We start from the raw sequence: 24,400 nt of genomic DNA, 5'->3' as shown, positions 1-24,400 counted from the left end.
TTGAAATCACCTCTTAAATGAATTGGTTGACTATGTGCCTTTCACTATAAATTGTGCACAAATAAAAATCAATACTTTTTTATAATTATTACAATTTAGGATTTAGAATTAGTTTAAAATCACAAATAAAAAAGCAAGCCCCATAAGGCTTGCCGTAATATAGTGCTGTATTTATTTACAATAAAATGATTTCAATTTTTTATGTTCTGTAACAATTACATTGATCAATTCCCAGGTTTTGTTATGGAGACTTTCAGACAATATTCATATGGAATTCATCATAAAATCATAATAAGAGCTGCTTGCTATCGAGAAAATCCAGAATATCCTGTACCGATTGATTTACCTCCCGGCCTTCCGTGGAGACGATTAAATCAGGTTGCAGCGGTACTTCATAAGGAGCATCAATCCCCGTAAAATGATGAATTTCTCCAGCTCGTGCTTTTTTGTACATTCCTTTTGGATCACGACGCTCACATTCCTCTAGACTGCATTGTATATAAATCTCGTAGCAGCCTTCCTGTTCTAAAATATCCTTTACCATTTCACGATCCTCACGATATGGTGAAATAGTGGCGCAAATCGTTAGAACCCCCGCATGTGCCATTAGCTTGGATACTTCCGCTATACGACGAATATTTTCTTTGCGGTCAGCGGGCAGGAAACCCAAATTGCGATTCAAACCATGCCGAACATTATCCCCATCCAAAATAAACGTACGTATACCTCGTGCATATAACGCTTTTTCGAGTGTGGAGGATACCGTTGACTTTCCCGAGCCAGATAGCCCTGTAAACCAAAGCACGGGACTCTGATGTCCGTTCAGAAGCTGTCGAGCTTGCTTATCCACTTCTGATACATGCCAGGTAATGTTGGAAGATGGGTTCATTCAGCACTCTCCTATTTCATCAATATTAATGTGTTTAAGATGTCTCTGTTATTAGGATAGAGCATTTTTAAAGCTGTTTAAAGTACGCTGCTCTGCTTTGTGGTCCAAAACTGCAAAGGCGATCCGTTCAAACAGCAATCCATATCCTTCAGCTACAAGCACTTGTCTAAACCAGTCGGCAACCTCTTCCGGTTTATTGCGGAATACCCCGCAACCATAAGCACCAAGCACAAGATGTTCTACACCGTTTTGCATGGCCATTCCAAAAACATAACGGATGCGCTCCAACATGACCTCTTCAATCCGGTGCACTTGCTCTGGCTCCCGCTCATGTACGACTCCAGCATTCACAGCAGGCGCGGTCAGGAAATCGACTAGATACGGATTTTCCAGCAATGTTCCTTGATCATCCCGAAAAACAGGAACTTGAGGAGAATAAATCATATAATCTGAGTAAAAACAGCTTCGCAGCTTCCGATTATGTTGGTACATTTCCACCATTTGTGAAATACAAGGATATAGCGCTGACGAACGAGCCAAGCTTTCCTCTTGAGCCTGACTGCCTCCGAGGAATCCACCTCCTGGGTTTTTGGCTGATGCAAAATTCAAACATGCTACGTGTTCCCGCTTCTCCTCGACCCGGAGTCTATGTGCGGCCTGCAACGTACTTTCTCCCGTAACTTCCAACTTCCCAATGATCGCCTGTTCGTCAACATGGGAAGAAGCTCCTAATATACTTTTTATTCTTTGCTCTGCCTCTTGCTTTACAGCTACCAGTTGAGAAGGTCTATATAGTTTCGAACCTGTGACCGCATTCCCTACCTCTTTAGCAATATTTACTTGTACCTGTTTGGTATTCGTGTAATGCCCATTTTCCATAATGGATAATGTTTCATGCGCCATATGTGACCTGGCATCCCGCTTACTCCGGGAATTCATTGTGTGATTCATGATAACTACTCCTCCTTTTGCAATAGATCCTCACGTAAATTCGTCAATATTTCCCCGAGCCAGTTCGTACCCCGCCATTGTTTCCGATGCCGTATACGAGCGTCATTTTCAGCTAAACCTACACCCCAGATGGTGTCGGTCGGACTAGCCTCAACCAGAGTAGTTCCTTTCGTTTTAAGCAGATGCTTGAGCAAATTCGTATTTTGGGTGAACTTGGCATAATTTCCGTCATACACGAATTGCTGACAATTTGCTTCCCATAAGGATTGGTCAAATCCGCGCACACTGCGACCACGGGCTTTTTGCTCCCTTGGGGTAGGAGCTTGCATAATTTTCAGGGCTGCCTCTTCATCCCCAAAAAGCTGCGCTTTTTTCAGCATCATATATTGCTCAGCACAGTTAAATTCCAATCCATCCACGACAAATTCACAAGGGTACCATTGCGAAAATGGTGAATGACTGCGATAAAAAAATGTAAACTTCTCCATGACTAATCCTCATTTCTTCTTCCTTTTATGCTATATAAAACGTGACCGTGGCTTAAATCGGTATAACTTGGACGGACGATGTCCGGCCGCCTTACTGTATTCATTGGTTTCTTCCACAAGATCTGCTATTTTACGACGAAAAGCCGCGGCCAACAGTTCTTTACCTAAAATAATTTCATACACCTGCTGAAGTTCACTCAGTGTAAATAGAGCTGGCATTAGGTGAAATGCGATATCGGTATATTCAATTTTGCTGCGTAGACGCTCAATACCGTACGCAACAATTTTAGCATGATCAAAAGCAATTCCCTGTGACTCCAAAACTTCTCGCTTGATTTCTATGGTTTTACCCTTAAGAATTTCAGTTACTTTCACTTTGGCTGACAGAAGGATGTCCGCATGCTTCAATGTAATGTCAATGTTTTGCTCCCATGTGTAACCTTCCGGTTGATTCGTCCGCGTCTCCTGAGCCACACTGTAATCCAGTTCGAACCATTGAGCATCTGCTGCATCATCCCCTGCCTGCACCTCCAAGGATTCATGGTCTACTAACGCCATGTAAGCGCAGCTAATTACCCGCATACGCGGATCACGTGCTACATCTCCCCAAGTGTACAGCTGCTCCATATAAATCTGATCCACATTGGTTTCAGTTTTAAGCTCACGGCGTGCAGCCTCTTCCAGGCTTTCATTCATGCCTACAAAACCGCCGGGCAACGCCCATTGCCCTATAAAAGGATGCTCTCCTCTTTGGATCAATAGGAGCTGAAGTGTTTTCTCCGGTAGCTTACGGTAATTCTGCTGGAGCTGATCCATTACAGTAAATAACAGCATATCTACCGTTACGGATGGACGCTCATATTGATTCGCATCATAAAGGGCCAAAAATTGCTCCTCCGTCAAGCCACTGTCGTTGTATCTCGATCTATCTGTCACTTGTGTCACCTACCTGCTCATATTTGGGACATCATCGCTTTTCCTTCAAAAGCAACGAATGCTCTATGTAAATTTTAATTTAAATCATTATGATAAAAACAAAATGTTAATATCAATACATTAATATATAATTAGCGCTTCGTCAATAGGGTGTATAGACCTATTTTTGGTCATGTGATAGTACTATTAGACTGTTTACTGAATTTTACTTGTTGCTTATTGTCATATCATGTATGATGTTTTGGACAATATAGGAAACACAACATACTAAACACGTAAGGAGAAGATTCAATTGTCTAACCCGTCTAACCCGTTTAATCCGCAATACAATCAACAAGGAGCACCGTCCAGACCAGCCCCTGTTTACCCGCCACCTGTTTCATTCAAGGAGTGGATGATCAGCTTACTCCTGATGGCAATACCCGTAGTTGGAATTGTTATGCTGTTTGTGTGGGCTTTTAGCGGCTCGACAAATCCGAGCAAAGCGAACTACGCTAAGGCAGGCCTGCTATGGGCCGCTATTGTAATTGTTATCTATATCATTATGGCTGTTGCTCTATTGCCTGCGATCATAAGCTCATTGAATTCCAGCAGCTACTATTGATTTCAAGTACATAGCAAAATAACCTTCCGATGAATTCAATTGAATCATCAGAAGGCCTTTAAACTAAAACTGTCGACGCTGTCGGCAGTTTTTTTACTTCACTTTACTTGTACCAAAGGTCATCGGTTTCAAGCTCTTGTAGACTGTGCAAAAACGATTTTGAGTTATCGACATAAAGTTCGATATCGATATAGTCAATGAGCATTCGACCATGATCCCGACGGGCTCGTCCTTATCTACACCTTTGACCCGCAAAGCATGTGCAAGCTGATTGGCCTGTTTGTTCAGATCAGCATACGTCAAGTGCTTGTCCCCAAGTACAACCGCCACATGGTCCGGTGTGCGCTCAACCTGCTCCTCAAACAACTGATGAATCGTTTTCTCCCGTGGGTAATCCGCTAACATACCATGTAACATGCTCAACTTCATCTCCTTCTCCTGTAAGCCATAATCCAGATATTACAATAGTTGGGGATTTAACTGGAGAAAAAGAAATGACATCAGAGCTTGTTTTTCGACTGAACATTTCTTTAAAATAAGTATATAGCTACTTCTTGCTCTACAATAAATACCACAGATTGGTTACTCGACTGGAGGAAAAGAAATGACATCGGAGTGGCAGAGACTACAGACCAAACTGCCGGAATGGGTAGAACAAAGCCGTCATGAGTATATTCATGGCAAGGTAGCAGCGTATATTCCCGAACTGTCCAAGGCCCCGGCCGACGCGCTGGGTATTGTGGTCATGAACGGTGCGGGTGAGACCGTGGTAGCCGGAGATACGGAAATCCAGTTTACGATGCAAAGCATCTCAAAGGTATTTACGCTCATTCTGGCCTTGATGGATAATGGAGAGGACGTTGTCTTCTCTAAGGTAGGTATGGAGCCTACCGGAGACCGTTTTAATTCCATGCTAAAGCTAGAACTAGTCGAGCCGGGGATTCCATTTAACCCACTGATTAATGCCGGAGCAATCGCGGTCTCCTCTCTGATTCGGGGAAACAGTCCAGAAGAGAGATTTGCCCGTGTTCTTCAGTTTTTCCGTCTGCTTACTCATAATGACACATTGGAATATGATCAGGATGTCTACGACTCAGAATCAGCCACAGGCCATTTGAACCGTTCCCTTGCTTATTTTCTAATGGAAAAGGGGATTTTAAGAGGTCATGTGGAGGATGTGCTTGACGTCTATTTCAGACATTGTGCTGTCAAATTAAACTGTACAGATTTAGCACGTATGGGACTTATACTAGCCTACAACGGCCGTGATCCGGTCACAGGTATACCTTTGATCCCCCGTCGCTATGTACAGATCGCCAAAACATTTATGACAACATGCGGTATGTATGACGCCTCTGGTGAATTTGCCATTCAAGTCGGACTCCCTGCCAAAAGCGGCGTATCTGGCAGTATAATGACGATGGTACCTGGACGATACGGCATCGGGTTAGTGGGGCCTTCATTGAATCGTATGGGCAACAGTACAGCGGGGGTACACTTGCTGGAGACAATGTCCCGCGATTTGGATTGGAGTTTGTTTTAGGATATAAAAAAAGGGTATTCCCAGCCAGTACGGCTCATAGGAATACCCTTTTCTGTTACGTTCTTGCTATGTTAAATGGTTTGACCCTGAACCAATTTGATTTGAATACGGAACGGGTCAGCCACATACAAGGCCCCATCACGTTCTTGTAATCGATAACCTGCCGCAGTCAAACGAGCAGTAATGGCATCCAATTCTTGTTGGTCTGGAACATTCAGTTCAAAATAATCCAATCCAGCAGCCTGCTCGGGAGCTGGTGGCGCTCCTTCACCTGCCCATATATTTAAGCCCATATGGTGGTGGTAACCACCTGCGGAAACGAACAAGGCTGAAGATCCATATCGGCATGTAATGTCAAAGCCAAGCACATCGCAATAAAATTGCTGTGCTGTGAGCAAATTAGACACATGGAAGTGAACATGCCCAATTACCGTTCCCTGTGGCAGTCCCTGCCAAGGTAAGTTTTCAGAAATGGCAATCAGGTCTTCTGCATCCACAGGTCCAGTTCCCATCATGTAAAATCCATTTGCATCTTTTTTCCATTGATTACGAGGACGATCCGCATAGATTTCAATTCCGTTATTATCGGGATCATGGATGTATAATGCTTCACTTACATCATGGTCTCCCTGTCCGATTTCAATCTCATGAGCCAGCAGATTACGCAAAGACAAACCCAGAGCTATACGATCTGGTAGAAGAATAGCAAAGTGATACAATCCGGTTGCAGACTGGCGCGGCAGAATAACTGCATTTTCAATATAGTTAAGAATCAGTAGCGCATGCTTTCCGTCAACAGTCAATTCAGCGGTATCCGCTGTTTGACGTAGAAGCTGTAAACCAATGACCTCAGTGTAAAATTGAATAGAGCGCTCCAAGTTACTAACTTTTAATGAAACCTGCCCGATTTTAGTGTTGTCATGAATATGTGCTATCATGAGATTTCCCTCTTTCTACATGGATTGGAGGACTAAGGCTTAATCAAATTTATTGTTCTGTTGACCCACGACGGCTGAACAAAGAATCCAGAGACCAGCGAGTTGTCGGCGCAAATACGAGATGAAGAGCTACCAGAATAAAAGCAATATCCAGCTCATAGCCAGCGCCTTGACCATTCCCCATCAGCCCGCCGGACAATTTGGCCGTGAAAATAGCGCCGATCAATACAATAACTAAAAGTCCGGATACATAGCGAGTAAGCAATCCAAGAATTAATGCAATCCCGCCGACCAACTCAATCACCGCAACGACATAACCTAAAAATCCTGGAACACCAATACTGGAAAACCAGCCTGCTACATTACCCAATCCCATTTGGAATTTAGCAATTCCGTGTGCCAGAAACAAAATGCCCAGCGCCACCCGCATAATTGTAGAAATGTTTCTGCTTGCTGAACTCATGTTTATCTCTCCATTCTGTTTGTTTTAATACACTCATACAAGCGTATATGAATAATTAATTTATATTACTAATAATTTAGCCAAAAAAATAATGACGTCCGAATCTATACTGCAACACATAAGTATGAATTACACTTAAATTATTAGTAATAGTAATAATTATTTTGTAATGTGAATTTAGCATAAGAAACTATAGTCTGTCAACAAATTATTTGTTATGATAAATAATAAATTAGTATATATTATATTTCCCTAAAAGGAGGAACGCTCTATGGGTATAGGATGCAACATTCGTGCAGCTCGTAAACGTAAAAATTTATCCATCCAGCAAATCTGCGAACGAACCGGTCTATCTCAAGGATTTATGAGTCAAGTCGAAAATAATAAAACCTCCCCTTCCATCGCCACATTGGACAGCATCGCTAATGCGCTGAACGTACCTCTCGCTTTTCTGCTTCTTAAAGAAGAAGAAAGGATGCAAGTGATTCGTAAGGACGAGCGTCGTAAAACATTGTATGGTAAAAACAAACTCCAGGTCGATCATTTGGGTGGTCAGGGTAATGTCAAAATGATGCTGGTGGACATGCCGCCAGGCTCATCTACAGAAGAAGAACATGCTCATGCAGGGGATGAGATTCATTTTATTTTGGAGGGTACGGTATACGTGGAGCAGGGTGAGGATTCAGCTACGCTGGAAGCAGGAGATTCCTTTAGCTGGAGAGCAGCCATCCCCCACTATGCCAAAAATGTTGGAGAAAACAACGCGCGTATTCTGATCTCCGTGTTTCTCGAAGCAGAAAATGACGCCTAAACAAGATTTGAGCATATCACAATATTCATTACCCATTTCATTGTAAAAAGCGTGTACCGGGAAGTTAAATTAACTTCAACGATACACGCTTTTTTGTAGTATCTGCTCTACTAAACTTATCCCATCGCCTGCTGGGCATCTGTACGCGATTCCCACGGCAGCTTGAAGGTTTTCATGATCTGCTTGGCATCGGTTCGGAGTCCGCTTACCGGATCGCCCGTCGTACCCAGCAGCTCTTCTTTTTTATCTATAGTAACACGCCCATAAAAAGTAGTGCTGCTGTCTCCCCATCCTGTAGTATACTCGTAGATCAGCGGCTTATTTAATTTCGGATAGGTTCCCCACTGATCTTTGGCTTTATTAGCCAAAAACAGCTCCAGTGGATCGTATTCCATCGTAAAGGTTTTATCAAAGGGAGCTCCCACATACCCTTCATAGGCAACAATCGGAAAACCGTCCTTCACTTCAACCAGACTCAGCACATCCCCGTTCACTGTAAAATACCGCAATGCTTCGCCTTGGGGGAACATATAGACACTGGACAGCAGCTCAGTGTTAGGACGATGTTCTTCTATATAAGGATGGACAGAACGTCTTTCTAAGTGGATTAATGCTTCACGTGCTGCCACGAGATCTCCCTCATATATTTGTTCTTTTAGTTTACCGTGAATCGGTGGCTGGATCTGAATCTGTGTATTTGTCTTCTCCAACGTATAACCTAACTCAAGCGATACATCTCTAAGAGGCACATAAACGTCTTTACCTACAACCTCAAATGTAAGCTGCTGCTTGTTCTTTCGTAATCGCTCCTTAAGAACTAAGGGCTCTGCCCACTTTTGCAGCGTGACCTGCTTTTTTTTAGCATCCCAATGGTAGCTTGCACCTACAGCTTCAGCCAAAGGTTTAAGCGGTACCATGAGCTTACCGTCAATCAATAGAGATTTGGTCTTGTTGTTTAAGGGTTGACCGGCTATAACAATATCTGTTAGTTGTGTTGATTGAGGTGCTGTGGTTCCCTGTTCAGCCGCTTCGACTTCTCCTTGGTGCATTGTTGTCAAGAGCAATGGTAGCATCAGCAAGGCGACAAACAATCGCTGAAATCCTGTTCGATCTAGCTTCATTATGAGTCTCCGTTCACTTAATAGACTTGTTTTATTCCCGTTCTATCTCTTTTTGGCTGCGTCAATATCTACGGGTCTCATCCCTTCCCATATGTTCGGGATACTGACGGTCTCTGGATGCTCAAATACGAGAAACGCAGTTGGCAAATATCGCTCTCCGTATTCAGAAGAAGGTTTGTTGACAATAGTGTTATCCTTGACGAGCACCGTGGACGAACCTCCATCCAGATTAGCACCGATAACTGCTCCATGTTTAAGTAAAATATTTTGCATATCATACAAGTTGGCACCAATGCTGTACCCAGGCTGGCGACCGTCGACGGTTACGAAAATAATTGCCCCGTCTGCTCTCTGTCCCATCGCAGTACGGGGAGCAATGCCCCACCCCTCGCTTGCATTGCGAATCAGACCTTTTCCATTCACGATTAGTCGTGGCTGAAAGGTAACCGCTTCTTGTACATTCATTTTGGATAATTCAGACAATGAATAGTGACCGGCTATCATTTTTCCCTGTTTATCAATGCCTACGATTTGAACAGAGGCATTTTTACCCATATCGTTGTAGTATATCTGACCCTGAGAAATGACAACACCAATCGGTTTAAAACCATTTCCGTTCCAGTTGGGATCAGCGAATCCGCCGCCATTTACGCCAGCAACGGCCCCCAAACGCTCGACCATACTAGATACCCGTTCTCCCCGACCGACTTTAGCAGGAACCCCGAGCCTAATTTTAGTAGGGTCATGCACTGTCATAACATAGCCATGATAATTGCGTCCCGATACCTCCTCCACTTCAACCAACGGCGTTTGTTGTACCTTGGTTGGTACCAGATCAGGCAAATTGATTGTATGTCTGTCCTTCTCCTCGCCCATCTCCTCGAATCGGGCCGAATATTCAGCCACGCGTTTCTTCGCTTCTGCTTCTCCGATAAAATATTTCGCCCAGTGCCGATGCTGAGTTGTAATCAGTGTGTCCGCAGCCAAATAGCGCATATCCTTGCCGGATGGGGTTAAAAACAACCATGCACCACCCCCAATTCCCGCTAACAGGAATACAATAAAAAGTCGCAGTATAAAGCGACCAAATCTACCTTTTCGTTTCTTTTTCTTATTTTTCTGCCTGCGAGCTGCTGCACGCTGTGGCAAGACTTCCGGTTTCATTCATCATCTCTCCTGTTTGGTGGCTTCTATCGTATTTCATCACTATTGCCCATCAAATGATCAGTAACGATAGGCTGCGACATCTAACGACAATATCATAAACTAATTTTGTAGAATGATAGTGTCAATTTTTTAACAGATTCATCCACTCTGAAAAAGAACGCAACAAAAAGCCCTTCACATAAATAAATGCGAAGGACTGTAACGATAAGAACAAAACTCATTTACGGAGCCGCCTCTGGTTCGAGCAGCATGAACAGCTCTTTCATCTGCTGGCGTTTGAGTTTGGGACTAAGCACGTACAAAGTATCGCCAGGTTCAATCACAGTTGTGCCTCTCGGGGCAATAATTTGTTCGTTCCGAATAATAGCTGTGAATAAAATGTCTTCAGGCAGCTGTATATCCTGAATCGCCTTGCCCGCGATCGACATCCCCTTTTGTACCTGAATGTGATTGATTTCCGAAGTGGTTTTTCCCAGAGAAACTAATTCTAGCAGTGAAGGCGACGACGTCTCGTTAGGGTCCATCAAGCCAAGCTTCACTGCTAGCCAAGAGATCGTGGTACCTTGAATAATCGCTGAAGTAAGTACTACGAAAAAAACAACATTAAAAAACAAGGGTCCTACATCCATTTCATCCAGCAATGGATAGGTTGCTAGTACAATGGGTACCGCCCCACGCAGCCCTGCCCAGGATAGCAGTGTCTTCTCTCGAACAGAGTACCTGGAAAAAAGCAAGCTTAGGAACACACCTATTGGACGAGCCACGAGCATGAGGATAAAGGAAAGCGCCAAACTTTGCCACGCAATGCCCAGCAATTGATCGGGAAAGACCAATAGCCCAAGCAGGACAAACATCATAATCTGCACCATCCAGGCGAAACCATTGTTAAAATGAATAATGGATCGCTTGTAAGTCAAGTCGGAATTACCCAATACAATGGCCATGACATACACCGCCAGCAATCCGCTCGCCTCTAATAACGATGCCGCCGCATACGTCAAAACCGCAAATGCCAATGCCATTACAGGGTACAAACCGGATGAATCAAAATTCATTTTATTAATCGCATATACTCCTAAGCGTCCTAGTACAAAACCAACGATTAAACCAAAACCCATTTCCCACAAAAACAATAAAATATGTATCCAAATGGATTGCTCAGGGTGATGTATCAGCTCAATCAATGTGACTGTGAGAAATACAGCCATCGGATCATTACTGCCGGATTCCGCTTCGAGCGTCGAGGTAATTCGTTTTTTGATGTTTTTACCCCCCAAAACGGAAAACACGGCTGCCGCATCTGTCGATCCGACAATTGCGCCGAACAACATCGATTCCATCCAGCCTACGCCCAAAATAAACTTGGCGCACACGCCAATGACTACAGTCGTTATGATGACCCCGAGGGTTGATAATGACAATGCAGGTCGAATAACTGGCTTAATATGGGTAAACTTTGTCTGCATCCCACCTTCAAACAGAATTACAATAAGCGCGAGAATGCCTACCAGCTGTGTGATAAAGGCATTATCAAAATAAATAAACTGGCTGAGCACCATGCCTACAGCAATAAACAAAACAAGTGCAGGCATACCAAAACGGCTGGAAAATTTGGTAGTCAGCACACCGACCAGCAGCAAGCCGGACAGCAAAAGCACAATCAAATTAATCACGGTTGTCTGTTCCATACGGCTTCTCCTATCTTGAAATTAAATGTTCATTTTTTCGCCTTCTAACTATATACCCTCAAATCACACAGAATACTAATCTTAAGTAAAAAAATTATGGGAAAATTAAAAAATCCAGCTCATGGTCTGTGCTGGATCGGCACTCCACAAGCTGGTTTGTACATTTTTTAAATTTCTCAAGCTGTACCCGTTCGTCGTGCTTAGACTTTGGGCTGAATCATATGTGCTGGCACAACATATTGGTCGAACTGCTCTTCCGTCAGCAGTCCGCTACGAAGTGCCGCTTCCTTTAGAGACAGCCCTTCTGCATGTGCAAGTTTAGCAATTTTAGCAGCATTTTCATATCCAATATATGGATTCAATGCCGTCACCAACATCAGAGAATTATTCAGATTGTGCTCAATCTTGGCGAGATCAGGCTCAATGCCAACAGCACAGTTATCATTAAAAGCAATAATGGAATCAGCCAGCAGATGAACAGATTGCAAAAAATTGTATATGATTACTGGCTTAAACACATTCAGCTCAAAATTACCTTGACTTGCTGCAAAGCCGATGGCTGCATCATTACCCATGACTTGCGTAACGACCATCGTCAGTGCTTCACTCTGGGTCGGATTCACCTTACCAGGCATAATGGAGCTTCCCGGCTCGTTCGCAGGAATCGTGATTTCTCCCAAGCCGCTACGCGGGCCACTAGCCAGCCAGCGAACATCATTGGCGATTTTCATCAAATCTGCAGCTAGTGCTTTGATTGCTCCATGTACAGCCACCACTTCATCATGACTGGTCAGCGCATGGAATTTATTAGGTGCAGATGTGAATGTTTTTCCAGTGAAGCCGGAAATTTCTGCAGAGGTTCGGGAACCAAACTCTGGATGAGCATTAATTCCTGTGCCCACTGCTGTTCCGCCAATCGCCAGCTCCTTCATATATTGAACCGTGTCGACGATCATCCGCTTGCTTTTATCCAGCATGGCATACCAGCCGCTAATTTCCTGACCCAGTGTAAGTGGTGTAGCATCCTGTAAATGGGTTCGGCCAATTTTGATGATATCCTTGAATTGTTCCGACTTCTGTTGAAAAGTCTCTTTCAGCTTATCAATAGCAGGCAACAAGCGGTCCTCGACGGCAATGACACCCGCTACATGAAGCGCTGTGGGAAACGTATCATTTGAGCTTTGCGACATATTCACATCGTCATTTGGATGCAGCTTCGCATCTTTTCCCTGTTTTTGTAACCATTCACTGCCCAGATGAGCAATCACTTCATTGACATTCATATTGGATTGCGTGCCGCTCCCTGTCTGCCATACAACCAACGGGAAATGGTCATCCACTCGTCCAGCCAGAATTTCGTCCGCTGCATAAATAATGGCGTCCTGCTTCTCCTGAGATAGCTTACCCAACTTATAATTGCTGATCGCCGCACTCTTTTTGAGTACCGCGAATGCCTGAATGACCTCTAATGGCATTTTCTCCGAGCCAATCGGGAAATTTTCCTTACTGCGCTGTGTTTGTGCTCCCCACAAACGATCTGCCGGTACTTTGATTTCGCCCAACGTATCCTTTTCAATGCGGTAGTTCAACTCATTTCCTCCTCTTGGCCTATGTAATTCAGACAAAATATGGTGATCTTCTCTCGCCTATTATACATTAAATTTCAAATGTTATCACATATTTTGCAAGCGCTTTTTTATGATAAGGTCAGAGGAGTGAGAAGGAAAATTCAGCTATAAGCTTGATTTACTAATCTCAGCTAATCGTGATATTGCTTTTGGCATGCACTTCTTTTCTGCCTACTAGCTTGTTTAGCGCGTCGATATAAGCTTTAGCACTAGCTTCCAAAATATCTGTACTTGTACCTCTTCCCAGTGCTGTGTGCTCACCTTGCCTCAAAATAGCGTGGACTTCCCCCAACGCATCTTTGCCATATGTTACAGACTGAATGGAGTAATCCTCCAACTCCACCACTTCACCACTAGCCTTGTCTATCGCATGAAAAATCGCATCTACAGAACCATTCCCCATCGCAACTTCATCAATTACTGTACCATCCTGTTTATTCAAGCGTATGGAGGCGACTGGGACCGACTGATTACCATAGGACACCTGAATGGAGCTTAGTGTGTAAATTTGAGGCGATACATTGCGGCTTTCATCCATAAGGACGTGTAAATCCTCATCCAGCACCTGTTTTTTCTTATCCGCCAAGGCTTTAAATTTGCGAAACGCATCCTGAAGCTGTTCCTCTGTCAAAGCATTAAATCCCATGTCCGCCAGTTTTTCCTTAAACGCATGACGTCCCGAATGCTTGCCTAATACAAGCTTACTCGTCTTCAGACCAATGCGCTCAGGGGATACGATCTCATATGTTGTGCGCTCCTTCAGCATTCCGTCTTGGTGTATACCAGACTCATGTGCAAATGCATTGGCCCCGACAATGGCCTTGTTCCCCGGTACTGGCATTCCAGTGCGTTTGCTTACCAGTCTACTGGTAGCATACAGCTCCTCCAAAACGAGACTCGTTTGTGCACCATAGAGCTCGGCTCTCGTGTCAAGGGCTAGTGCAACCTCCTCGATAGGTGTATTTCCCGCTCGCTCACCGATGCCATTAATGGTGCCTTCAAATTGATCTACACCGTTACGGATAGCTGCCAGCGTATTAGCTGTTGCCATACCAAGATCATCGTGACAGTGTGTGCTCAGCTGTATTTTTTCAATACCAGGTACTTGCTGCTTTACGATTCTAAACATTTCTCCAAACTGTTCTGGCGAGGCATATCCCACCGTGTCCGGTAAATTAACGACTGTCGCCCCAGCGCGAATTGCCATATCTACAACTTCACAAATAAATTCCAGCTCGGTACGACTGGCATCCTCTGCTGAAAATTCTACTTTGCTGAAGTACTTGCGTCCATAACGAATAGCAGCGGCAGCGGTCTCTAATACTTTCGCTTTATCCATTCGCAGCTTATGCTGACGATGAATAGGCGAGGTAGCCAGGAACAAGTGAAGACAAGCGTCCTCCGCTCCCCGTAGAGCTTCTCTGACCGCATCTATGTCCTGCTCTTTCGAGCGTGCAAAACCAACCAGTGTTGCTTGGGTGACTTGTTTGGCAATCTCCTGCATGCTGGTGATCTCACCAGGTGAGGTTGCTGGAAAGCCAGTCTCAATCCGATCTACGCCTAGCTTTTGCAGCTGAAGAGCGATTTCTACCTTTTCTGAGCTAGTTAAGCTAACTCCTGGTGACTGTTCTCCATCTCTTAACGTTGTGTCCAACACCCATATTTTGCGCATACAGATACCACCTTTGGTTTGATTTTAGGAGATGCTCGAAGTAGAAGGTTTGTACAGTACATTCATTCATATGATCATCTGATGTTTAAGAATAAAAAAATTAAGAACTTCCCATATGCTTTTGCAGCTCCAGCTTGGTCCCATCCAAATGCTGAATACTATATAGCTCGGCAGCCTTGCCATCCTGGTCCAAGATCGCTTCATAAATTTTTTCATGCTGAAGTGTAAAATGATTTTGCATCGCTGGATCGGTAATCAGATTGCTCAGCGCCTTGCGGATAGCCTCTACAAAGCTGCGGTATACATCCGTAAGCACCTTATTGCCTGTAGCTGCTGCAACAGCCAAGTGAAAAGTGATATCCGCATCCAAGTACCCATTCATATCACCAGCGGCCAATGTCGCAGCTCGACGGTCCAGCGCCTCCCGCATCAAGCGTAAATCTTCGTCATTACGACGTAACGCAGCTAATCTGGCAATCTCCAGTTCCAACACGCTCCGTACTTCATAAACCTCAATAATTTCGGCGCGGCTTAGTCGGTAATCCAATGGTTCCTGAGAAGTGGTCGGTTGGCAGACAAAGGTTCCGTGTCCTTGCTTTTTCTCTAATAGACCGGCATGCACCAAAACGCTAACCGCCTCACGAACTGTAGAGCGCCCGACTCCAAATAGCTTCATGAGCTCAGGCTCGGTTGGAATCTTAGTGCCTACATTCCATTCACCAGCAGCAATTTTTCGTTGCAACTGCTCAGCCACTTCATCTGCAATTTGCTTGCGTTTAACAGCTTGAAAAGGCATCATTCCATGATTCATCTGATCATCTCCTGTTTCGTATCATACTATGGCACATTGCTTCTCTGCAACCTTTTTCATAATTCTTCTTAGTCGTCTTGTAACTACAGCCTTAGCAATCGAAAAAGCTTGAACCGTTCATCACGATGCAAGCTTATGAGATAAAGAAATATTAAGATTTCGTTTGATTAGGAGTAACACAGTACAGACGACTGGTTGTTTCAAAAATATGACCCGGAGCCAGTGCAATTAACCCGATGTCTTCCGCAGGCAAGTCCGGTCGATTCGGTGCATTGATCATGTTCATTTGCGGTTCAGGACAGATGAACTCCTGGTTCGCTTTGTTGTTCCAGATCATCCAATGCTTATAAGCAGTGCCTACATCATATACAAGAGTAGCGCCTGTCTTACTGTGTGTGAGTTCCATGTAGTTACGTCCATTTTGCGGAGCCGCCGTATAATGATTATCCATAGAGGCAAAATAAGGGCTAACTCCTGTTGTCTTCATCAATTCCTCTTCTGGGGATAGCGGTTGGAACTGCCCAGTGGCCAACAACCGATCCGTCAGCTCACGCCGCTCACCGATCGTAACCTTAATCTTGTAATCCTCAGGCGAGCTATCAGGTACAAAAGGTACCCGAATGGCTGTATGAAAGGCAAACAAGTTGGGAATCGGTTGATCCCCCTCGTTATGGATCACATAACGCTGATGCAGGCCAAATTCGTCAAGGCTGTACGTTAACTTCATCGTAAAGGTGAAAGGCAGATAACGGAACATAGGATGCCCTTCCTTTACATGCTGATTCATTACCACATAACTACCTTGCTCCCCGGAACCGTAGTCCTCAACCTCCCACCGAACGGTATGTAAAAAGCCGTGCAAATGGTTATGGGTAGCCTCTTCATTAATTGGCAGCTCATATGTAACACCATTCCACAGGAATTTTCCATCCTCATAACGGTTTGGAGGGAACAAAAACGGAATTCCGTAAACGGATGGGCTTTGTTTGAAAGCCTCTATGCTCTCAGCATCCGGCTCACGTAGAAAAGAATATCCCGTCTCATTGTCACGAAAAGAAATCAGATTTGCACCGTTTCCTGGTAGGGCAACCGCTTCATATCGCCCAAATTTAAGACGAATCGCCGGTATTCCATAATAAAGATCACCAATTGCAGTATGCTGTTGTGTCATCAAAAATCCTCCTTGATGAAATGACGATGTTTAATGAAAGCGTTTAGCTTTTGGCTTGACTATACCATGTCCAGCAAAAAAATTCCACGTCAACACAAAAAAACGATGCCCCGCAAGGCATCGTCCTTCACACATACTACACATAACGCCCCTGTTTGGGGACTGCCATGTGTTCAAAATTTCCTGCTAGTCGCTCCAACTGATCGGTTAGCTCGGTACCTTGCATGTAATGTCCATGCCCTGTAACTGCGATCGCGGGTTTTAAACCCGCTAGCTTTTTCACTGACTGATGCGCAGCTTGCCAATCAGTTGTAAAATACGCAGGCGGTCCGTGAATTTCTTTTTCCTGTAGAAGCACAGCCAGTGCTGACTCCTGCTTAACCGTGATAAAAGCGTCACCGGCCACCATTAGGCGCCTCCGCTCATGAAATAGCGATACATGACCAGGCGTATGGCCTGGGGTATGAAGCCATTTCCAACCAGGAGCGCCAGGGATACTGCCATCTTGGGGCAGGGAGGTGATGCGATCATCGAGATCTATAGCATCATTGGGGTACAAAAAGGAAATCCCCGACATCAAACCTCCCCCCACACTAGGGTCAGGTTTTTGATAATCCTTCATACCCGTCAGATAAGGTAGTTCCAAAGGGTGTGCATAAACCGGTGTACCCCAATGCTGTACCAACTCAATAACCGAACCTACATGGTCAAAATGACCATGAGTAAGCACAATAGCAATCGGAGGACCCGTGAATCGTTCCTCAGCCAGGCGTATAATCGAGTCTGTGAATCCTGCCATCCCCGTATCCACCAGTACCCAGGATCGGCTTCCCGGCTCTCCGATAAAACACACATTTACAAACAGCGTCCGTAAGCTCAGGAGATCGGGAGCAGCCTCTTCATTTGCCGTCATTCCTTCGGTGAACAGATGATTTGCCAAAAGCTTCACCCTCCTATTCACATGGAATTTCCTGTTATACTCGACCTATAGGCTTCCCCCATGTCAGCAGATTATGCGGACACTGCTAAATATAATCCGCTTGTCACGAAAATAGACCATGTTTACATTACTCGGGTAATTTACTCCATGCCGCATCCAGCAAATAGTAGAAAAGATCATCGTTCTCTTCAATCCAGCTATCCATCTGTAGCATTTCTTCTTCCAAGCGCGGCTCTCCAGCAAAATGGAGACTATAATCCCATTCCTTTCCCTTTTTACTGTGGAAGGTAATTTCATAAATAGAACTCTGTCCGTCCACTCCAAATACCACTTGGCCTAAATATGCACCATTCTCATCTCTTGTCATTTGTGCCTGCTGAATATGTACTTCCTTCAATTCCTGAGAAGAATTTTCCTCTGTCATTTATTTATCCGCCCTTTCATTTTCACTAAAAAGTACCAAAACTGATTTGTGAACCTTTTCGTTACATTGTACAATATATAAGCTATGTGTGGAATTTGCAAAAAAACTGTGCAAGTTACCCTATTCTTATTTGAAGCTTTTTCGTGAAATGGAGGAAAGTTACATGTCAGATTTTCAACAAAAATTGCAGAAATATGCGGAGTTAGCCGTTCGAGTGGGCGCCAATGTCCAACCTGGGCAGACACTTATCGTTCATGCACCAATCTTGTCCGCCGAGCTCGTACGACTTATCGTTAAATCAGCATATACTGTCGGAGCCAAGCTGGTTAAAGTAAAATGGAGTGATGAAACGGTTACCCGATTACAGTATGAACTAGCTCCTGATGAAACTTTTAATATTGCTCCCAAATGGTACGCAGCTGAAATGACTGAAGAGGTCGAAAATGGCGCTGCGGTACTTCATGTTATTGCCGAGAATCCAGATTTGCTCCAAGGGATTCCGTCCAGCAGAATTACGGCTGCTCAGCGCGTGCGTTCACATGAATTACGCCAATACCGTGAATACCAAATGGCTGACAAATTCAGCTGGTCTCTGATTGCTTATCCTTCAGCAGAATGGGCGGCCAAAGTGTTCCCTAATCTGCCAGCTTCCGAGCAAATGGATAAACTGTGGGAAGCCATTTTCAGCACTGTACGTGTGGATCTGGACAACCCTGTGGAGGCGTGGAATGAGCATTTAGAAACCCTTTCAAGCAAAGCTGATATTTTGAACTCCAAACGCTATAAAAAGCTGCATTATCTGGCTCCTGGGACAGACCTCACTATCGAACTGGCAAAAGACCATCTGTGGGTAGCAGCGGAAAGCGTCAACCAACAGGGACATACTTTTGTAGCCAATATGCCTACGGAGGAAGTATTTACTGCTCCACTTAAAACAGGAGTAAACGGTAAAGTCAGCAGCACTAAGCCACTCAGCTACAGTGGCAATATTATCGACAACTTCTCACTGACCTTTGAAAATGGACGTATTGTCGATGTACAGGCCGAAACCGGCTTGGAGACACTCCAGCATCTCGTAGAAATGGACGAAGGCTCACACTACCTGGGCGAGGTCGCACTCGTGCCTCACAAGTCACCCATCTCTGACAAAAATATTTTATTCTACAATACATTGTTTGATGAAAATGCCTCTAATCACCTGGCTATCGGTAATGCCTATGCATTCAACCTTAAAGGTGGTAAGGATATGAATCAGGAGCAGTTGGCTGCCAATGGCCTGAACTCGAGTCTGACTCACGTCGACTTTATGATTGGTTCAGGTGAAATGGATATCAACGGCGTTACCGAAGACGGTACCGAGGAACCGATCTTCCGCAAAGGTAATTGGGCAATCTAACACGGCAAAAAAGGCTCTCGTCGCTTTATGCGGGAGAGCCTTCTTGCTTCTTCCTTTTAAGTTATGCTACATACATTTACAGTGTATTAATCCAATAATTCGCTGCAAGTCCAAATACGATTTGTACAACACTAATGATGAAGAAGACAATAAAGCAGCTTACAACTCTTCGATTAATGGTTTGATGTAAGGATAAAGAAGATTTCACATAAAACATACTGCCTAATATCCCCAAAAACAGACCAAAGATGCCTGCAAACAACCACCCTATAACCAAACTAATTACGACAAAGGCCCAGCTCCAGCCCGGAGCTTTACTTACTGGAACATAAGGCTGATTGGACCCAAGGTATACTCCGTCCACAGCTAAATCTGCTTTATTGCCAATGACCACAACATTTACAGCTTTCTCCTTCAATCTAATCGGAAAATCGATCAAGTTCAAAAATGCGTTCTGGCTTTTCACCTTCTGCTCGCTACCATTCACAATGATTTTTCCTCCGGTAAAGCCGCGCTTGTACTCAATACTATATTGAATACCCTGATCTTCTACATTCCATTTTGGCATCGCTAAACCCCTTTCAAATTTTAGGGGAGCCATAAATTTACTCCCGGCATTTCCTAATTATGTACCATGAAAATCATATCATAAGCCGCAAGTTAAATAATGGGAAAAAGGCCGCTAATCAGCGACCTCAGAATCTACTATTTCTTTGTATAGGTTAGTTTCTATGTCCAATTTTAGCCTTGTAGGCAACTGAGTACTGGTCAGCCGCTAAAATGGCATCAAGTACATCATCCGCTGTAACAGCAAATGGTAAATTGTGAGCGGTTTCGCCTTCTTTGGTAGCAGCCTGAGCTACACGATACAAATCCTCCCGGGAGGCTTCCTGCAGCTTAATGTCTTCCAGCGTAACAGGTAGTTCCAGTTTTAAATAAAAATCAATATACCGCTCCACCTCAGTCAATGGTCTTTTTTCCAAGGCAAGCTGTACTAAGGTGCCAAAGGCTACTTTTTGGCCATGCGTCAGATGATGAATGTCTCCCTCCAGTACGGTAAAGCCATTGTGAATGGCATGTGCGCCCGCCAAGCCACCACTTTCAAAGCCCAGACCGCTTAGTAGCGTATTGGCTTCCACTACCGCTTTAAGCGCCGGTGTAACGACTTTGCGTTTCACAGATTCATAAGCTTGCAGTCCGTAATCGAAAAGCACTTCCTCGCACTTGGACGCAATGGCTTCTGCCGCCAAGGTTGGCAAGCCGCCGGCCATAGTTGTAGCACGTGCTTCAATGACTGCGCGAGCTTCAATCCACGTTGCCATGGCATCTGCAATGCCTGAGGAGAGGAACAGAGGCGGTGCTTGAGATATGACTTTCGTATCAACCAAGATTAAGCTCGGATTTTTACTGAAAAAGGAATACGTATCAAATGCACCCTCATCCGTGTACAAAACAGATAGTGCACTGGTGGGTGCATCTGTAGAGGCGGTCGTTGGAACAATCACAACTGAGGAGCCAAGTAGCTCATTAACAGCTTTAGCGGTATCCAGCGTTTTGCCGCCACCTACACCAATGACAATATCAACTTGGGCACTTCGTCCCTGATCAGCAATACGATTGACTTCATTCTTGGATGCTTCCCCTTGAAACTCAACCTTTACTGCAGTAATATCAGCCTGTTCCAGACTTTTGACTACTCGATCGGCTGCAATTTCCCAAACCAGCTTGTCCGCAATAACCAAGGCTATATGGCCTAAAGGCTTAACATATTCACCTGTTTTATCAATCACGTTTTTCCCTTGCACATATTTACCTGGACTAATAAATACTTTTTCGCTCATTGTTCGACTCTCCCTTCCATGTTTGTACAATCCCTATTATACCGCTGAAAGGGCACACATCTCAATTTCAAAGCCAAGATCTTCTATCATTTGATGATCAGCGGTTACCTCTTGGCCTTCGGTCGTTAAATAATCTCCTACAAAAATCGAATTTGCTGCATACAGGCATAACGGTTGTAATGAGCGCAGATTTAATTCCCTTCCGCCTGCGACGCGTAATTCTTTAGATGGACAGATGAATCGGAACAGTGCCAGCACCTTCAAAGCTTGAATCGGCGAGATTCGCTGTGCTTCTTCTAGTGGGGTTCCCGGGATTGGATTCAGGAAATTAACCGGAATCGAGTCGGCATCTAACTCTCGGAGAGCAAAAGCCATTTGAACGATTTCCTCATTCGTCTCCCCCATACCGATAATAACGCCAGAGCATGGAGACATCCCGTGTGATTGAGCCATTTTCACAGTTTCGATGCGTTGGTCATATGTATGTGTAGTCGTAATCGAGGGATAGTTAGCCTTGCTTGTATTTAAATTATGATTGTAACGGTGTACTCCGGCATCTGCTAATCGCCGTGCTTGATCTTCCTTGAGAATTCCCAAACAAGCGCAAATTTTGAGCGGCATGGTACGACTAATTTCTTGCACAGCATCGACTACCTGATCCAGCTCACGATCTGTCGGACCTTTGCCAGAAGCAACAATGCAATATGTCCCTGCTTTTCGTGCCATGGCTTCCCTCGCTCCAGCCAATAGCGATTCCTTGTCCAGCATACTATACTTGCTGACAGGTGCCGTGGAAACGATGGATTGCGAGCAATAACCACAATCCTCTGGGCACAGACCACTTTTGGCGTTCATAATCATATTGAGCTTTACTTTTTTTCCGTAAAAATGGTGCCGCACCTGAAATGCAGCTTGCATAATCGGTAATAATTCCACATCGTCCGCTTCCAGTATCGCCATGCCTTCTTCCAGCGTCAGATTGCTGAAACGGATCGCTTTCTCAGCTAATAAGCCCCAATCTACTTCCTTTTTGAATAAATTCATACTTTATCCTCCCTCATTTAAATGTTTATGTAACCAGACAAGATGATCAGCTTTAAGGAAATTTCATCTATTGTCAACTTGGTGAAGTTCAATAAGGTTGACAATAACATGAATATCATATCAATTCATATTCTTTATGTAAAGAAGACAAAATAAAAAGCGACCCCACATCATTGAAGGTCGCTTGCTCTATTTATTTTATTATGAGACTCCTGCTTCCTCCACGACGATAGGCTGTTTAATTAGCCGAATACGTGAAATCCGCTTGTTTTCAACTTCTTCTACAATGAACATACATCCTTCAAACACTACAGACTGACCTGGTTGTGGAGGAATAACTTCGACATGCGAGTATAGCCAGCCCCCCACGGTGTCATAATCCTCATGATCAAGATCCAGTCCAAAACGATCGTTCACTTCATCAATTAATAACATACCGTCAATGGAAAATTCCTCGTCATTAATCTGTTCACAACTCGGACGTTCCTGATCGAACTCATCCTGAATTTCACCGACGATTTCCTCCATAATATCTTCCAGTGTTACCATACCCGATGTACCACCGTATTCATCAATCAAAATTGCAATTTGTGTCTTGCTACGTTGCATGCGTTTGAGCAGATCACTAATTTGCGTTGATTCAGGAACAGCAAGAATCGGTCGTATCATTGTACGGGTATCCAGCGTGTTCGCACGTAGAAGATCTTTAATATGGATAAAGCCAATAATATGGTCCTTATCTTCGGCGCAGATTGGATAACGGGTTCTCATGCTTTCCGTTGCGATCGCGAGATTTTCTTCTGTGGACTCATTACTGTATAAACAGATCATCTCCGTGCGCGGAATCATGATTTCCCTGGCGGTCGTGTCGGCAAAATCAAATATATTATCAACAAGCGCCAATTCCGTATTATCAATTAGTCCGCTCTTATTGCTTTCTTTCATCAGAATGCGTATTTCATCCCCTGTATGCGCGGAATCATCGTATTCAGATACCGGCTCCAGACGGAATAAACGCAGCAGGCTGTTCGCCATTCCATTCAACGCCCATATGAATGGATACATCAGCTTGTAAAACCAAGTCATCAGCATGGCCGAGTACAGCGTAATAGTCTCAGATTTACGAATAGCTATCGTTTTGGGTGCCAATTCACCCAGCACAATATGCAAAATCGTAATGACAATAAATGCAATGACCACGGCAGTACCGTGCACGTATACCGCTCCTAAGCCAGCGGCTGTAAATACAGGTTCGATCAAATGTGCGATGGCCGGCTCTCCGATCCATCCCAGTCCCAACGATGCTAAGGTAATACCCAATTGGCAGGCAGACAAGTAAGCGTCCAAATTGCGTATCATATTGGCGGCGTATACGGCCTTTTTATTGCCCGCCTCCACCAAAGTTTCTATACGGCTGCCTCTAACCTTCACCATGGCAAATTCCGCAGATACAAAAAAACCATTCAATAATACTAATGCAAAAACAATAAATAAGTTAAACATACTCGGTAAAGGGTCACTCAATATGCTCCCCATCAGCCGTCATTACGGCAGACAGGCGCACCTCCTTCGGATAGTTTCATCATAGACAGAACGATAACACATCATAAGCAGCGTCAACTTCCCAACACATTCACCCCTTCCGGCCTTCATAAGCCATATTCCGCATAAATGATTCAATCATTCATCAGCTTATATTTAATTATATAACTATACTCTATACAGTCAAACCACAAGCAATGTCAGAAAAATCAACTCGCCTATCATTTAGGTCAGAAAGCTCTCGTTTTCGCCTCTTACCACCAAGAAAGCAACTATATTTGAGAAAGAATATAAACAAAATACATCCCCTGCCGTCTGGCAGAGGATGTAAA

General features: G+C 44.3%; 24 protein-coding genes. 4 read left to right on the top strand and 20 right to left on the bottom strand.

All coding sequences use genetic code 11. The annotated features are described in order from the left end of the window. Window positions 1-286: 286 nt before the first annotated feature. From cysC to ABEW32_RS18280, 4 genes are read right to left on the bottom strand one after another with little or no spacing between them, the layout of a single operon-like run. Entirely contained in the window at window positions 287-889 is a 603-nt protein-coding gene (cysC, locus tag ABEW32_RS18295) for an adenylyl-sulfate kinase (protein WP_430190227.1), read from the bottom strand. A gap of 51 nt (window positions 890-940) precedes the next feature. After that, a complete protein-coding gene (locus ABEW32_RS18290; protein ID WP_430190224.1) occupies window positions 941-1,840 on the bottom strand; it encodes a TIGR02452 family protein in 900 nt (299 codons plus the stop codon). Between the two features lie 5 nt (window positions 1,841-1,845). After that, on the bottom strand, window positions 1,846-2,328 hold the full coding sequence (ybiA, locus tag ABEW32_RS18285) for a riboflavin biosynthesis intermediates N-glycosidase (RefSeq protein ID WP_430190221.1): 483 nt from the start codon (window positions 2,326-2,328) through the stop codon (window positions 1,846-1,848). Window positions 2,329-2,358: 30 nt separating this feature from the next. Further along, complete coding sequence (locus tag ABEW32_RS18280) at window positions 2,359-3,264, bottom strand: NUDIX hydrolase (RefSeq protein WP_430190218.1); 906 nt, start codon at window positions 3,262-3,264, stop codon at window positions 2,359-2,361. A 292-nt stretch (window positions 3,265-3,556) separates the two neighbouring features. Here ABEW32_RS18280 and ABEW32_RS18275 point away from each other — a divergent pair, with 292 nt between their 5' ends. Next, entirely contained in the window at window positions 3,557-3,868 is a 312-nt protein-coding gene (locus ABEW32_RS18275) for a hypothetical protein (RefSeq protein ID WP_017427018.1), read from the top strand. Between the two features lie 93 nt (window positions 3,869-3,961). Here the strand turns inward: ABEW32_RS18275 and ABEW32_RS18270 are convergent, their stop codons facing one another. Further along, window positions 3,962-4,297 carry an AMP-binding protein gene (locus tag ABEW32_RS18270; protein ID WP_430190215.1) on the bottom strand — a complete coding sequence of 112 codons (336 nt, stop codon included), beginning with the start codon at window positions 4,295-4,297 and terminating at the stop codon, window positions 3,962-3,964. A gap of 175 nt (window positions 4,298-4,472) precedes the next feature. On the opposite strand from ABEW32_RS18270, the gene glsA reads away from it, so the two are divergent. Further along, window positions 4,473-5,411, top strand: a complete 939-nt coding sequence (glsA, locus tag ABEW32_RS18265) for a glutaminase A (RefSeq protein ID WP_013371363.1) — start codon at window positions 4,473-4,475, stop codon at window positions 5,409-5,411. Between the two features lie 71 nt (window positions 5,412-5,482). Here glsA and ABEW32_RS18260 read toward each other — a convergent pair whose 3' ends face one another. Further along, window positions 5,483-6,349 (bottom strand): VOC family protein, encoded by an 867-nt coding sequence (locus ABEW32_RS18260; protein WP_430190212.1) that lies wholly within the window; start codon window positions 6,347-6,349, stop codon window positions 5,483-5,485. 49 nt (window positions 6,350-6,398) lie between these two features. Continuing rightward, window positions 6,399-6,812: a DoxX family protein gene (locus ABEW32_RS18255; protein ID WP_430190209.1), complete on the bottom strand. Its 414-nt coding sequence runs from the start codon at window positions 6,810-6,812 to the stop codon at window positions 6,399-6,401. A gap of 271 nt (window positions 6,813-7,083) precedes the next feature. Here ABEW32_RS18255 and ABEW32_RS18250 point away from each other — a divergent pair, with 271 nt between their 5' ends. After that, entirely contained in the window at window positions 7,084-7,623 is a 540-nt protein-coding gene (locus ABEW32_RS18250) for a helix-turn-helix domain-containing protein (RefSeq protein WP_016820789.1), read from the top strand. Window positions 7,624-7,739: 116 nt separating this feature from the next. On the opposite strand, the gene ABEW32_RS18245 is transcribed toward ABEW32_RS18250, so the two are convergent. The 9 genes from ABEW32_RS18245 to ABEW32_RS18205 form a co-directional block, all read right to left on the bottom strand. Further along, window positions 7,740-8,744 (bottom strand): stalk domain-containing protein, encoded by a 1,005-nt coding sequence (locus tag ABEW32_RS18245; protein WP_430190206.1) that lies wholly within the window; start codon window positions 8,742-8,744, stop codon window positions 7,740-7,742. 42 nt (window positions 8,745-8,786) lie between these two features. Next, window positions 8,787-9,908, bottom strand: a complete 1,122-nt coding sequence (locus ABEW32_RS18240) for a phosphodiester glycosidase family protein (protein WP_430190204.1) — start codon at window positions 9,906-9,908, stop codon at window positions 8,787-8,789. Between the two features lie 224 nt (window positions 9,909-10,132). Next, a complete protein-coding gene (locus ABEW32_RS18235; RefSeq protein ID WP_430190202.1) occupies window positions 10,133-11,599 on the bottom strand; it encodes a potassium/proton antiporter in 1,467 nt (488 codons plus the stop codon). A 200-nt stretch (window positions 11,600-11,799) separates the two neighbouring features. Beyond that, the gene (fumC, locus tag ABEW32_RS18230; RefSeq protein ID WP_430190199.1) at window positions 11,800-13,188 is read right to left on the bottom strand and encodes a class II fumarate hydratase; all 1,389 of its coding nucleotides are present in this window, start codon (window positions 13,186-13,188) and stop codon (window positions 11,800-11,802) included. A 166-nt stretch (window positions 13,189-13,354) separates the two neighbouring features. Then, window positions 13,355-14,899 carry a 2-isopropylmalate synthase gene (locus ABEW32_RS18225; RefSeq protein WP_430190196.1) on the bottom strand — a complete coding sequence of 515 codons (1,545 nt, stop codon included), beginning with the start codon at window positions 14,897-14,899 and terminating at the stop codon, window positions 13,355-13,357. A gap of 100 nt (window positions 14,900-14,999) precedes the next feature. Then, on the bottom strand, window positions 15,000-15,710 hold the full coding sequence (locus ABEW32_RS18220) for a FadR/GntR family transcriptional regulator (protein ID WP_430190193.1): 711 nt from the start codon (window positions 15,708-15,710) through the stop codon (window positions 15,000-15,002). 151 nt (window positions 15,711-15,861) lie between these two features. Beyond that, window positions 15,862-16,881: an aldose 1-epimerase gene (locus ABEW32_RS18215; protein WP_430190190.1), complete on the bottom strand. Its 1,020-nt coding sequence runs from the start codon at window positions 16,879-16,881 to the stop codon at window positions 15,862-15,864. Window positions 16,882-17,017: 136 nt separating this feature from the next. Further along, window positions 17,018-17,821, bottom strand: coding sequence for an MBL fold metallo-hydrolase (locus ABEW32_RS18210; protein ID WP_430190187.1), 804 nt, complete (start codon window positions 17,819-17,821; stop codon window positions 17,018-17,020). A 127-nt stretch (window positions 17,822-17,948) separates the two neighbouring features. Next, the gene (locus ABEW32_RS18205) at window positions 17,949-18,245 is read right to left on the bottom strand and encodes a hypothetical protein (protein WP_430190184.1); all 297 of its coding nucleotides are present in this window, start codon (window positions 18,243-18,245) and stop codon (window positions 17,949-17,951) included. Between the two features lie 163 nt (window positions 18,246-18,408). On the opposite strand from ABEW32_RS18205, the gene ABEW32_RS18200 reads away from it, so the two are divergent. Continuing rightward, complete coding sequence (locus ABEW32_RS18200) at window positions 18,409-19,641, top strand: aminopeptidase (protein ID WP_430190180.1); 1,233 nt, start codon at window positions 18,409-18,411, stop codon at window positions 19,639-19,641. A gap of 76 nt (window positions 19,642-19,717) precedes the next feature. On the opposite strand, the gene ABEW32_RS18195 is transcribed toward ABEW32_RS18200, so the two are convergent. The 4 genes from ABEW32_RS18195 to ABEW32_RS18180 all read right to left on the bottom strand — a co-directional run bounded on the left by ABEW32_RS18195 (window position 19,718) and on the right by ABEW32_RS18180 (window position 24,062). Beyond that, entirely contained in the window at window positions 19,718-20,209 is a 492-nt protein-coding gene (locus ABEW32_RS18195) for a hypothetical protein (protein ID WP_430190177.1), read from the bottom strand. A gap of 154 nt (window positions 20,210-20,363) precedes the next feature. Beyond that, window positions 20,364-21,482: a glycerol dehydrogenase gene (locus ABEW32_RS18190; RefSeq protein WP_430190174.1), complete on the bottom strand. Its 1,119-nt coding sequence runs from the start codon at window positions 21,480-21,482 to the stop codon at window positions 20,364-20,366. Between the two features lie 36 nt (window positions 21,483-21,518). Next, entirely contained in the window at window positions 21,519-22,526 is a 1,008-nt protein-coding gene (gene bioB / locus ABEW32_RS18185; protein ID WP_430190171.1) for a biotin synthase BioB, read from the bottom strand. A 201-nt stretch (window positions 22,527-22,727) separates the two neighbouring features. Further along, the gene (locus tag ABEW32_RS18180) at window positions 22,728-24,062 is read right to left on the bottom strand and encodes a hemolysin family protein (protein ID WP_430190167.1); all 1,335 of its coding nucleotides are present in this window, start codon (window positions 24,060-24,062) and stop codon (window positions 22,728-22,730) included. Between the last annotated feature and the right edge of the window lie 338 nt (window positions 24,063-24,400).

This window comes from Paenibacillus jamilae, from assembly GCF_050482105.1.
Classification (GTDB): domain Bacteria; phylum Bacillota; class Bacilli; order Paenibacillales; family Paenibacillaceae; genus Paenibacillus; species Paenibacillus jamilae_B.
This window is presented reverse-complemented; position numbering and strand designations above follow the sequence as displayed.

Coding starts and splice junctions, on each gene's coding strand:
- cysC (WP_430190227.1), bottom strand. CDS start 889: ATGAACCCATCTTCCAACATTACCTGGCATGTATCAGAAGTGGATAAG.
- ABEW32_RS18290 (WP_430190224.1), bottom strand. CDS start 1,840: ATGAATCACACAATGAATTCCCGGAGTAAGCGGGATGCCAGGTCACAT.
- ybiA (WP_430190221.1), bottom strand. CDS start 2,328: ATGGAGAAGTTTACATTTTTTTATCGCAGTCATTCACCATTTTCGCAA.
- ABEW32_RS18270 (WP_430190215.1), bottom strand. CDS start 4,297: ATGAAGTTGAGCATGTTACATGGTATGTTAGCGGATTACCCACGGGAG.
- glsA (WP_013371363.1), top strand. CDS start 4,473: ATGACATCGGAGTGGCAGAGACTACAGACCAAACTGCCGGAATGGGTA.
- ABEW32_RS18260 (WP_430190212.1), bottom strand. CDS start 6,349: ATGATAGCACATATTCATGACAACACTAAAATCGGGCAGGTTTCATTA.
- ABEW32_RS18255 (WP_430190209.1), bottom strand. CDS start 6,812: ATGAGTTCAGCAAGCAGAAACATTTCTACAATTATGCGGGTGGCGCTG.
- ABEW32_RS18250 (WP_016820789.1), top strand. CDS start 7,084: ATGGGTATAGGATGCAACATTCGTGCAGCTCGTAAACGTAAAAATTTA.
- ABEW32_RS18245 (WP_430190206.1), bottom strand. CDS start 8,744: ATGAAGCTAGATCGAACAGGATTTCAGCGATTGTTTGTCGCCTTGCTG.
- ABEW32_RS18240 (WP_430190204.1), bottom strand. CDS start 9,908: ATGAAACCGGAAGTCTTGCCACAGCGTGCAGCAGCTCGCAGGCAGAAA.
- ABEW32_RS18235 (WP_430190202.1), bottom strand. CDS start 11,599: ATGGAACAGACAACCGTGATTAATTTGATTGTGCTTTTGCTGTCCGGC.
- ABEW32_RS18225 (WP_430190196.1), bottom strand. CDS start 14,899: ATGCGCAAAATATGGGTGTTGGACACAACGTTAAGAGATGGAGAACAG.
- ABEW32_RS18220 (WP_430190193.1), bottom strand. CDS start 15,710: ATGAATCATGGAATGATGCCTTTTCAAGCTGTTAAACGCAAGCAAATT.
- ABEW32_RS18215 (WP_430190190.1), bottom strand. CDS start 16,881: ATGACACAACAGCATACTGCAATTGGTGATCTTTATTATGGAATACCG.
- ABEW32_RS18205 (WP_430190184.1), bottom strand. CDS start 18,245: ATGACAGAGGAAAATTCTTCTCAGGAATTGAAGGAAGTACATATTCAG.
- ABEW32_RS18200 (WP_430190180.1), top strand. CDS start 18,409: ATGTCAGATTTTCAACAAAAATTGCAGAAATATGCGGAGTTAGCCGTT.
- ABEW32_RS18195 (WP_430190177.1), bottom strand. CDS start 20,209: ATGCCAAAATGGAATGTAGAAGATCAGGGTATTCAATATAGTATTGAG.
- ABEW32_RS18190 (WP_430190174.1), bottom strand. CDS start 21,482: ATGAGCGAAAAAGTATTTATTAGTCCAGGTAAATATGTGCAAGGGAAA.
- bioB (WP_430190171.1), bottom strand. CDS start 22,526: ATGAATTTATTCAAAAAGGAAGTAGATTGGGGCTTATTAGCTGAGAAA.
- ABEW32_RS18180 (WP_430190167.1), bottom strand. CDS start 24,062: ATGGGGAGCATATTGAGTGACCCTTTACCGAGTATGTTTAACTTATTT.